Source organism: Microcystis ichthyoblabe FBCC-A1114, assembly GCF_050500245.1.
Lineage (GTDB): Bacteria > Cyanobacteriota > Cyanobacteriia > Cyanobacteriales > Microcystaceae > Microcystis > Microcystis ichthyoblabe_A.
On sequence record NZ_CP191408.1, the window covers coordinates 2,248,855 to 2,261,182 of the forward strand.

At 37.0% G+C, this 12,328-nt stretch carries 3 protein-coding genes and 1 pseudogene; all 4 read right to left on the minus strand.

What is annotated here, in order from left to right:
- Window positions 1-34: 34 nt before the first annotated feature.
- Window positions 35-4,819 carry an amino acid adenylation domain-containing protein gene (locus ACQY1Y_RS10935; RefSeq protein WP_430014556.1) on the minus strand — a complete coding sequence of 1,595 codons (4,785 nt, stop codon included), beginning with the start codon at window positions 4,817-4,819 and terminating at the stop codon, window positions 35-37.
- Window positions 4,820-4,942: 123 nt separating this feature from the next.
- Entirely contained in the window at window positions 4,943-6,820 is a 1,878-nt protein-coding gene (locus ACQY1Y_RS10940; protein WP_430014557.1) for an FAD-dependent monooxygenase, read from the minus strand.
- 244 nt (window positions 6,821-7,064) lie between these two features.
- Window positions 7,065-11,324, minus strand: coding sequence for an SDR family NAD(P)-dependent oxidoreductase (locus ACQY1Y_RS10945; protein WP_430014558.1), 4,260 nt, complete (start codon window positions 11,322-11,324; stop codon window positions 7,065-7,067).
- Between the two features lie 257 nt (window positions 11,325-11,581).
- Window positions 11,582-11,773: pseudogene (locus ACQY1Y_RS10950) on the minus strand (IS30 family transposase); the annotation flags it as partial.
- Window positions 11,774-12,328 lie beyond the last annotated feature (555 nt).

Consider the following 12,328-nt stretch of genomic DNA (forward strand, 5'->3'; position numbering starts at 1 on the left):
TTATCAAGCAGGAGGGTTAAACATTAAGTTGAGGTTAAAAATCAAGTTCTGAAAGCAGTTCATCTAATTCTGCCTGATTAAGATCCGCATCGGGAAAATCCGATGGAGTATAGCCTCCTTCTACCGATAAACAATGGTTAATCAGGCTTTCTAAAGAATCTCGATAAGCAGCGGCTAAATTTTTGATCGTTGTTTGATGATGAAAATTTTCACTATATTGCCATTCCATATCAAGTTGCCCATCAACCACAATTCCATGAATCGCAATTAAATGGGAACGTTGTCCCAAAGGACTATGAATGGAACCAGTGGATTCTTGAGATAATTTCCAGCCTATCTCGCCGATTTGATGGCTGGTAAATTGACCTAAATAATTAAAGCTGACTTGAGCTTTTGGATAGTTTTTTAACGGGGATTGAATCGTTAAATCTGAACTCAGATAATATCCAATTCCATAATCAAATCCTCGATTCGGAATTTGTCTTAACTGCTCTTTAATGGACTTGAGACACTCACCCGGATGGTGAAGATTTTCTAAGGTCAAAAAGACGGGGAAAATACTGGTAAACCAACCCACAGTTCGAGATAAATTCACGGATTCAATTACATTCTCTCTTCCATGACCTTCCATGTCAAGCAAAAGCTTATAATTTCCTGTCCAACGGCCAAAAGCTTGGACTAAAGCGGTCAATAGAATATCATTAATTTGGGTGTTATAAGCTTGCGGAACCTCCTGTAAGAGTAAGCGGGTTTGTTCTTCGGTTAAGGTGAAAGAGACCGTTTTGGCATGGGCAACAATGTTAGATTGGGCATCCCCCTGAACATCTACAGGAAGAGGAGAAACGGATGAAAAATCACGGTTTAGCCAATACTTGAATTGAGCGTAAAACTCTGGGGTTTTCGCATAGTTTTGCAGTTCCTCAGCCCAAGTTTTAAAAGAACTGGTTTTAGGAGGAAGTTGCAGAGGCTTTTGGGTTTCTAATTGCTGGTAAATCGTAACGAAATCTTCGAGGATAATCCGCCAAGAAATTCCATCTACTGCTAAATGATGAATTACAATTAACATTTTTCCACTCTCACCCAAGGCGAAGAAAACCACCGCCATTAAGGGGCCTTCCTCTAAATTCAGTACCCGTTGTTGAACCTCAGAAATTTCTGCCATCTTGGTCAATTGTTCATGGTAAGATAGATGGGATAAATCCACCTTTTCAAAAGCGAAATTATTGCAATCATCGCTGTGATTTTGTTGCCATTGTTCCCCTTTTTGCACAAACCGTAACCGCAAGGCATCATGGTGATAGAGTAATTTAGAAATAGTTTGTTTTAATAAATCTGGTTGTAGATTATTGGGAACCTCTAACAAGATAGATTGATTAAAGTGATGACGTTCGGGCCAGTTTTGTTCAAAAAACCATTTTTGAATCGGCGTTAACGGGACTTCACCTGTAACTAATCCCTGGTCAATTTCAGTGATAGCAGTTGTCTCCGCTACGGTGGCTAATTGAGCGATAGTTTGATGACTAAATAATTGTTTAGGAGTAATTTGTAATCCCACTTGATTAGCTTTAGCGACAATTTGAATGGCGATAATTGAATCGCCTCCTAATTCAAAGAAATTCTCATTAATACTAATTTGATTTTGCCCTAAAACTTCCTGCCAAATTTGGGCTAGAATTGTTTCTTTCTCGGTACTAGGAAGAAGATAATTTTCTAATTCATTAACATCAATTTCTGGTCTAGGTAAAACACTGCGATCAATTTTTCCATTCTGATTAAGAGTAAAAGCATCTAAGAAAATCAAGAAAGCAGGAATCATATAATTGGGCAGCTTTTCTTGGAGAAAAATTCGTAATTCTGGCTGAGTGAGTTGTTTATCTTTCGGAACAACATAAGCATACAAACGCTTGATTCCAAGTAGATCTTCTCTGGCGATAACAATTCCATCTTTGACTTGAGGATGCTGAAATAAAACGGCTTCTATTTCGCCTAATTCAATTCTAAAACCTCTGATTTTTACCTGATGATCAATCCGTCCAATAAATTCAATATTCCCATCGGCTAAATAGCGTACTATATCACCTGTTTTATACAGACGTGCTGACGAATCTTGACTAAAAGGATTGGGAATAAATTTTTGTTCAGTTAAGTCAGGACGATTGAGATAACAACGGGCTAAACCATCACCACCAATATGCAATTCGCCTTTAACACCAATAGGAACAGGTTGCAAATAGGGATCAAGAATATAAATTTCTGTATTAGCTAAAGGACGACCAATTGGAATAGTTGTAGCTTCTGAAGGAATATTTTTAATTAAATACCAAGAGGTAAAAGTTGTGCTTTCTGTTGGCCCATAAACATGAAGTAAATTTTGAGCGGTTCCTTTATTAAGGGATTCTTTGACCCATTGAGGATCAACTGCTTCGCCACCAAAAAGTAAATATCTTAAGCTTTGAAAAGCATGGGGAATAGTCTGAACTAACTGATTAAATAACGCTGTCGTTAAGAATAAAATAGTAATTTGATATTTTTGGAGAAAATGAACAAATTTTTCAGGAGAAAGAACTCTATCTTTATCTACTCCTATTAACTGTGCGCCATGTATCAGCGCCCCCCAAATTTCAAAAGTAGCGGCATCAAAAGAAGGATTAGAAACCTGAGCCATTCTATCAGTTGGTTTTAAATATATATAGTTAGTATTACAGACTAAACGAGTCACTCCTCGATGGGGAATAGCAACTCCTTTAGGTTTACCTGTAGAACCTGAAGTATAGATGACGTAGGCTAAATTCTCAGCGTTAACATGACTGAGAGGATTCTGTTTACTTTGTTGTTTAATTGGGTCTTCATCTTGTTCTAAACAAATCAATTGATTGACTGTTGTTGGTAGTTTTTTGATGAGGTGCTGTTGCGTTAATAAAATTTTGATTTCAGCATCATTTATGATAGATTCAAGTCGTTCTTCGGGATAGCTTGTGTCCAGTGGTACATAAGCTCCTCCAGCTTTTAAGATTCCTAAAAATCCAATAATCATTAAGGGTAATCGCTCGACACAAATCCCAATTAATTGATCTGGTTTAACCCCTAATTTTTGTAAATAACGGGCAATCTGATTGGCTTTTTGATTTAACTGTTCATAGGTGAGGGATTGTTCTCCATCGATGACCGCTATAGCATCAGGTGTTTTAACAACCTGTTCTTCAAATAACTGATGAATACAGTAATGATCAGGATAAGACGTTTGAGTTTGATTCCATTCTACTAATAATTGCTGTTTTTCCGATTCAGTCAGTAACGGTAATTCCCCGATGGTTTGCTGAGGATTGGCTACAATCCCCTTTAATAAAGTTTGGAAATGACCCACCATGCGGTTAATTCTTTCAGGAGTAAATAGGTCGCTATCATATTCCCAAAAACCTTCTAAATAAGCTCCTTTTTCGGTTTCGATTTCCTCTAAAACTAAGCTAAGATCAAATTTAATTCTCTGTTGTTCAACGGCTAGATATTGAGCTTTTAAATTGGGTAATTCTAAAGCATTGAGGGGGGCATTTTGCAGCGCAAACATTACCTGAAATAAGGGATTATAACTTAAACTTCGTTCGATTTCTAACCCATCAACCACTTGCTCAAAGGGTACATCTTGATTGGCATAAGCTTCTAAAACAACATTGCGAGCTTGCTGTAATAATCCTGAAAAAGTCGGATTTCCTTCTAGGGAATTCCGCAGCACTAAAGTATTGACAAAAAACCCAATCAAAGGTTCAATTTCTTGTCGGTTTCGGTTGGCGGTGGGTGTCCCGATTAAAATATCATCCTGACCACTATAACGAAAGAGTAAAGTGTTTAAAGCAGCCAGTAAGGTCATAAATAAAGTCACTCCCGACTTTTGGCTCAAAAGTTTCAGTTTTTCTGTGAGTTCTGAGTCAATTTGAAACGAGATACTATGACCTCGAAAATTGGGAGTAGCTGGACGGGGTTTATCGGTTGGAAGTTCTAATAAAGGAGGAGCGCCCGTTAATTGTTTTTTCCAATAATTTAACTGATTTTCTAAGATTTCACCTTGTAACCATTGTCTTTGCCATACCGCAAAATCCGCATACTGTATAGGTAATTCGGGTAAATTTACGGTTGAATTGGATAAAAATGCTTGATAAAATTTAGATAATTCTTTAAATAAAATGCCTTTTGACCAACCATCGATAATAATATGATGGAAGACGTTGACTAAAATATAATTTTCATATCCCAGATCAAACAGAGTACATCGTAATAGGGGAGATTGGGTTAAATCAAAGGGTTTTTGTAGTTCTTCAATAATCTGTTTGTCAATTTGCTCTTGGGGGATATCTTTTAAATTAACAACTAATAATTTAATCTTCAGAGATGGAGCAATTTTTTGAATAGGTTTTCCTTCAACCATTGGAAAGGTTGTCCGTAAGCTCTCATGGCGTTGAATAATAGCATTAATCGTTTGCTCTAAAATATCAATGTTTAAGCGTCCCGTTAAACGGATGGTTAGAGCTTCATTATAAGCTGGATTTTGCCGATCCATCTGATAGAGAAACCACATTCTCTGTTGAGCAAAAGATAGGGGTAAATCTTCAGTTCGGGCAACGCTATTAATTACGGATTCAAGGGGTTTAGATGGTGTTGTTGCACTTCTTAAAAAAGTGAGAATTTCTGGTTTTCTTGTCCCGATTTCTTGCTTAATTTCTGGTGTCATTGCTCCTTGGGGAGCTTGATATTTTAACTTTTCTTCCTCAAGCCAAAGCTTGATGTCTAAACTATTTAAGTAAGATAAAAATTCTGCGACTTTCATTAATAGTATCCTTTTCCTTAATTAATGTTCTGGTATTTTTGGAATGGGGGTGATGTTTGGCTGGGTTCAGTAGCCCTAACTTGAGCTACTGTTAGAAATCCAATCAACTTGATTCGTCTATTTTTATCGGTTTATTGCCTCTAAATATTGTTTTTTAATGCTGTGTAAATTACGAGGTTCGTTCTTAGGAGAAAACAGCCCATCAGTCTCCCATTTACTGGCATCCAAACTAATTGCCCAAGCATTTAACCAGGGGTGTTCGTTAATTTTAGTTAACAGTTCGGGACTGGTATCCTCTAAGGCAATTTGAAAAATGACTTGAGCAAATTCTTCTAATAATTTTAAGCTGGCTCGATAAGCTTCTATGATTTCAGCTTCGGTTTTATTAGATTGTAAATTCCGGGTTCGCAGTTCATTCACAAAGGGGATTGCTAAGTAATCAATAAATTCAAAGCTAACCCGACCCAGGGATTGATTTGCCCAATCTCGGAATAGTTGTTGTATTCGATAGGAAAGAGGGAAAAATTCTGCATTAATCTGTTGAACTTTCATCTTAAGTTCCGGGTCAAGGAAGATGGAATTAAACATCATTAAGCAACCAAATGTCCATCCAGCTAACGTATCCCAGATCATTTTTGTTGCCATCACTATCCCATTTCCCATACAGTTGTAGGAATTTTGGATATTAAAGGTTAACCCATCGTGATAGGTTAAATAAAAGTGATTGGCATCGTCAACTCTTTCGGGAGTTAGTTGACCTTTAAGGTCAAGTTCAATCATTTGGGTGGTTAAAGAATTGCCAAAACCAATACTATCTGAACCAGGGGAATAAAAAGGATCGGGAAATAAACCGGCTTCACCAACACAAGTCCAACGATCAAAGGAAAAGACTTGTTTGGAGGAGTAACTATATTTCGGCATCTTTCTAAAGTCTTCAGGGGATTTACCTTCTAAATGAGCCGCTAAAACGGGTTCATTTTCCCTTAACCACTGCAAGGCTAATTCATAGTTATGATAATTTTTTAACGGGTGAATATCTTGACGAGTCACAATGCCAATACTGGTATAACCTGTGGATAAAGGAATTAACCAAACCCAGTATCCTTCACCGCATAAATGATTTGTAGAATAATAACGGTTGTTATTAGGAACACGCCGATGCCATTTTTCTTCACTGGCTGGCACAAAATTGCTGACATCAAAACGACACTCAACTCGGAACCAAACCGCACTGTAATTATTATGATTAGGTTTCGCTAAACCGAGTTTCTTCTGTATAAATCGACGGCGACCCATCGCATCGACAACCCATCGGGATTTAATACAATGAGTTTTTTGATTCGCTCCACTACCTTGAGTATAAATAATTTTATGCTGTTGCTGTAGCCCTTCAGCAAACTCGATGTCTTGAACTGAACAACTTTCCTTAAGATCAATTCCAGCTTCAATATTAAATTGGCGTAAATCATTTTCTAATTTCCCCCGATCAATTTGATAAGATTTAGGATCATGAAACTCTGATAATCCCAGTTCAGGTCTTTTATGAAATTCAGTTTCTTGAGGTTTGAAAAAATAACGTAATCCCAGTTTAGATAAATGTTGATTGTTAAAATAATCGGTTAACTGCAGCGTATTTGCTAAATAAAAAGCACCAACTTCAACGGTTGATTCCCCCACTTTAAAACCAGCTTCGGGTAAAGGACGAGCCATTTTATCAAGAACAACAACGGAAAGATTAGGTTGTTTAAGTTTTAACTGTCTCGCTAAGGTTAAACCCGCTAATCCACCGCCACAAATTGCCACATCATAGTCTGTTTCCGAACTAAAATTGTCAGCTTGTTCACGCAATAAAACGATGAGTTCTTCTTTATGCTCTTTCAATTGTTCGAGTAAATCGGGAGTCATAACACCTTGAGGAGAACGATAGCGCAGCTTATCCCCTTCCATCCAAATTGTCACACCTAAATGATTCAGATCCGATAAAAATTCAACTGTTTTCATAAATTTAAGTCCCTCAAAGACTAAACACTATAGACCCAACAACAATTATCAATGGCGAGGAGTGAGTGATTATTGTTAAAGTCAGTTGCTATGGGAGCAACCGCTTACATACTCCACAAAAAGACTGTTTTAAACCGAGACTATTTATAGCATATTCTGGATGATAAATTTTAGTGATGGATACAATTTTTTACATTTTTTTCCAAAATGGATCTGAAAAGCTTAAATTTTAGTTAAGCTATTTTCATAATTCTCCTTCTTCATAATTTTCTGAGGCTGTTGTCATAACTTTACCACTTTTGGATACACTTTGACTATTGTTGGCTACATTAAGCACCTCAATCGTTTGAGTTAAACTGGCAACGGTGGGGTATTCTAATAAACTGTGCAAAGACAATTCTACCGAGAAAACATCGCGTAAACGAGAGATGACTTGACTAGCCAGCAAGGAATGTCCTCCTAGTTCAAAGAAATTGTCATGAATTCCAATTTGAGATAAATTTAACACCTTTTGCCAAATGTTAGCAACTTGACGTTCAGCTTCCGTTCTGGGTGCTATCAATTCGTTATTTTCTTTGCCTTGGAGTTCCTTGAGTAATTGCCGCTTATCAATATCTCCATTATCCTTGATAGGGAGGGATTGCCGCAGCACCAGGGGACATTTATAGGACGTTCCCAATCGATCTTTTAGACTAACATGATTAGGTAGATTGACCGATTGAACTGTAGATTTACGGGTGTAATAAGCCGTTAACTTTTGGCATCCTTCAGACCTAGATGTGAAACGATTAATCTTGCTATTACTCCCATCTAAACCGATTATTAATTGTCTTTGGTTGTGATATAAACTGGTTAGAAATGAGTCTAAACCTTGCCGTACTGTCATATCATAATACCCTTGAGATCGGGTTATGTATTGCATCTGATAACCTTGGCTAATCCCGGTTTCTTGCCAAGTTGTCCAACTGTAACAATAACTGGGGAACAAATTCTTAGATTTTTGATAGCTGTTCAAAGACTCAAGGAAACTATTAGCCGCCGCATAGGAACCCAAAGCTGCTCCTCCAAAAAAACTAGCCAAGGAAGAAAAACTAATAAAAATTCCCTGAGATTCTTTGAGAAGTTGATGTAAAACCCAAGTTCCTATTACTTTAGAGTGAAGAATTGTCGATAAACCCTCTTGAGTTTCGTCCAGAAGTAAACAATCTTTGTAAATTCCAGCCAGATGAATCACCCCATTAAGTTCTCCTTGCCATTGTTTTTTCACCTGTTCTACAGCCTGTTTAACTTGAGGGAAATTAGCCACATCTACCGCTTGATAAATTACTTCTCCCCCAAGGTTTTCTAAAGCTTGGAGACTTTTTATTTTTAAGGATAATTGATCTTCGGTTTTGAGGTACTCACTCCAAAGGTGTTTTTCTGGTAAAGGTGTTTTTCCAATTAACAGTAAACGAGCTTGATAATTTTCGAGCAAATACTGAGCAATTTGTCTGCCAATCCCCCCTAGTCCTCCAGTAATCAGATAAATTCCCCCTGATTTAAAGGGTAATTCCTGTTGGGTGTGTTGAAGTAAATTGACTTTTTCCAAACCTGCGATTAAACGTTTCCCGTTGCGATAGGCAATTTCTCTTTCCTTGGATAAAACCGATAGTTCTTGCAGCAGATAACTGACATTAATTTCGGTTTGATCCAGGGGTAAATCAACATGACGAGTATTTAACCAAGGAAGTTCTTGAGCTAGGGTTTTGATCAGTCCTAAAACTGGAGATTTTTCATAGGCAATTTCATCGGTTTCTATGACAAATTGACTATAACTAGAAACAAATAGCAATTGAATTTTTGAGTTAAAATCATGAGTTTTAGCTAAAGCTTGAACTAGAAATAATAAATCATAGGTTCCTTTTTCTAGTGCTTTTTCTAACTGTTCAATTGTTGAAATTTCTCCCTGATAGTCTTGATAAGTCCCCAGATGAATAATATTGCTAAGGATAATTTTTCGCTCGGATAAAGATGCCATTAACTGTTGATAATGATTGGCTGTCCCGGGTCTGAGGGTATAGCAATTTTGACTGATTTGAGAAAATTCTTCCGCTGCTAAAACCGTGATACAGGGTAAGTTTTGCCCTTGAATTTTTTCTGCTAAAGATGCTCCTAAACCCAAGCAATCCAGAAAAATTAAACTACAATACTTGGAAAGTTCGGGTTTTAAGTTAACTGGAGATCGAGGTTTCCAAACTTTCTGGTAAAACCAATCAGGAATGGTTTGATCGTTTTCTAATAAAATATCTATTTCTTTTAAAATAGAATTAAATTCTCCATTTCCAAACCGTTTTGTTAATTGCGATCGCTGAATTTTACCAATGGAAGTTTTAGGAATTTCAGTTTTATTTAAGGGGATTAAATATTCAGGATTAACGCCAAAACTGTTAATTACTTTTCGTCTAATCTTTTTCAGAAGTTCCGCTAGATGCTGGTGATCAAAGGTTTCTGCACTAAAAAATAAAGCTAATTGATCGGTACTATTCCTAGGATCATAAACAGCACAAGCGGCTGTGTAGGACGCTTGTACTTCTTCAATAGTTTCCACTACAGTTTCAATTTCATGGCTATAATAATTCACTCCATTAATAATAATGGTTTCTTTACTTCTTCCAGTGATAACTAAATGACCGTTACTAATAAATGCTAAATCTCCTGTCTTAAACCAGCCATCTTTTAAGAAAGCGTCTTGATTTGCTTCTGGGTTTTTATAATACCCGGGTGAAACTGCATGACCTTTAACTTGTAAATGACCAATGGTTTCTTCTGGTAATAGGGAATTATCAGCATTAACAATTCTAATCGATATTCCTGGGATGGGTAATCCTAAATCCGTAAAGGTTGCACCATTGGGATGTTCAGGATGGACTCGTTTTAAGGAAGAATTCAAGGAGGATTTATCAACCGTATGAAAGAGTAATGGCTGTTGTTCTGTCGGCTGATAATAGGTAATTCCTGACCCCATTTCTGCCATCCCAAAAGCAGGACGCATCGCCGTTTTTTTCAGATTATATTGAAGATGAAGGGTGTTAATAAATTCTCCAACTGCTTGACCAGAAACGGCTTCACCCGCTGCCAAAAAGAATTTGACACAATCTAAATTCCAATTTTGATCCGGTTCTTTTTTTAAAGCTTCATTGATCAAATTATAAGCAAAATTAGGAGCCCAACTATGGGTAATTCGATATTGAGCAATTAAATCTAACCAATTCAAAGGACGACCTAATATATATTCAGTTTGAACATAAACCATTTGGCATCCTAACTCGACACAGCGAATATTCCAGTCTGAAATACTTCCAATATGATCAAAAGGAAGCCAATTAAGAATAATATCGTCGTTTTGATGTTCACAAATGATGTTTGTTCCTCGCGCACGAGAGATGACATTTTTATGGGTTAATGAGATACATTTCGGTATTCCTGTACTGCCTGATGTTAGATTAAAGAACGCAATATCATCCGGTTGACTAATATGAGTCTGATGGGGAGAATAAGTTTTTAATTCTTCAATAAAACTCAATCTTAAGGTTTGATTAGGCAACCATTGTTTTAAATGTTTTATCTCTTGCTGACGGGATTGATTTGTGATAATAGTAGGTTCATCTAACAACTGCCAAACTTGAGAAATTTTATGAATTTCATTATTAAAATCTTTATAGCTGGGTGGCACTGAAATAATAACAGGAATAAATCCTCCTAAAAGACACCCCCAAAATGCGGAAATGATATCATAGTTTTCCGATAGCTGAAGAATTACTTTATCTTGAGCTTGTAAACCCTGCTTTTGTAATCCGGCTTGTATTTGTTGAGCTTCTTCCCATAATTGTTGATAGGATTGAAAAACTTCTGATCCATTAGATTGAATATAAATAATCCCTTTATTTGAATAATTTTCAGCAGCTTTTTGGAGGATTTCTGCCAAGGTTTTAGTTTGAAGTTCAGATTCTTCTAAAAGCTGTCCGTGACTGATTCCAGCTTGAGTGTTAGAAGTGTGAATCACCAGATGAATCGGGGTTTCAGATTTTTGATGATCATTTTTTTTCTCTATTTTTAAGGGCAATAATTCTGATAGATGTAGGGGTAAAATTTTGTTCTTTTTAGAAGTCATGACGACAGCGACTTGATCAATATCTGACAAAGAGCCTAGTTTTTCTTCTGTTTCCTGAACTTGATGATCATCGATAATTTCAATATTCTTTAATGCAGTTTCATCGACATCACCGCTATCGGTTAAGGGTAAACTGGAAATCTGCACATAGATATTAGGTAGAAGATTGTCCGGTAACTGAGACTGTAAATCGGAGGACAATTGTTCAGAATTCCAAGCTCCAGAGGAAACGATATAGGCGACTAATTCCCCCTCCCGTACCATAAAATAGCAATCTTCAATTAAGGGATTTGATAAAAATACTTCTGCTAATTTCTGACAATTTAATTGTGGATTTTTGTGTTCTGTCCTCATACCTAATATCCTCGATTCTGTGTACAGGCTAATTCAAGCCTGAATTGCATCACTGTCTGAGCTATCAGAGCATACCTCATTCGGGCTAGGATAGTCAAGATATTTTCGAGGACGATTGTTAAGTTTTTCGTAATTTAAATTACTTGTTGAGATGAGGGACTTATGCAAGAGGCAAGACTCCCCCCAACTTTCCCACTTCCGGGGGGTGGGGGAGATTCGGCTAATCCAAGAATAAGGGATTTAGATCCGTCTGAGCTTAGCCCATTAGTCGGCTCGTTTAATCCCCTCTCCCAAGAATGATCAGGAGTAGCAAAATAAAAATCTACTCCTAGTTTCTCACTCAACTCTTGATGTCCAATAAATTCTTTGCCCTTGTCACAAGGGTCGATTTTTCTTTTGTCAGAGGGAATCTCTTGGAAAAGTTTTTCTGCCACTAGATTGCTTTTACTTTAGCTTAGTTTTGATAGATCATTTTATAAGTAATAGGACAAAATTAACTTCTTGGAACACAATATCTAAGGCTCTGCCTTAAAATAGCATTAGTATTCAGGTAGAACCTAAAGAGAGCGTTCCCCGGTTCTACTTGGGAACTAGATATTACTCGGACTCTATTGGAGGACTTGAGGACGATTTACTTGAATATAGTAAAATGTAGAATTAGAGAGGGAAGTTATCGTTTTTCTAAGATAACTCGACCGACTTCTCTGCAACAGAAAGCGTTATATTTATTAGGGGTTTCCTTAATTTATAGCCAGTAGCGAGCGGCACAAATTCTCTTAATCCCTGTCACAGCACAGGTTATGGCCTTTTGTCAAAGGGGAAGTCTAGATCTTTAACAAATCTAATTTCACCGAAAGATTAATTTAACCTTGATCTGTCGGGACTGATTTCTTAACCTTTTAATAAATTGATTTTTCCTCCAGTCAGGCTAAAATCAGTAGGATTAGCATCCAAGATAATCGGGGTAACTTTGGTTAATCTGGGGCAATGTAGCCTAAAAAAAC

What these genes read in the sequence shown, in the direction of transcription:
- ACQY1Y_RS10935 (WP_430014556.1), bottom strand. Translation starts at nt 4,819, where the DNA reads ATGAAAGTCGCAGAATTTTTATCTTACTTAAATAGTTTAGACATCAAG.
- ACQY1Y_RS10940 (WP_430014557.1), bottom strand. Translation starts at nt 6,820, where the DNA reads ATGAAAACAGTTGAATTTTTATCGGATCTGAATCATTTAGGTGTGACA.
- ACQY1Y_RS10945 (WP_430014558.1), bottom strand. Translation starts at nt 11,324, where the DNA reads ATGAGGACAGAACACAAAAATCCACAATTAAATTGTCAGAAATTAGCA.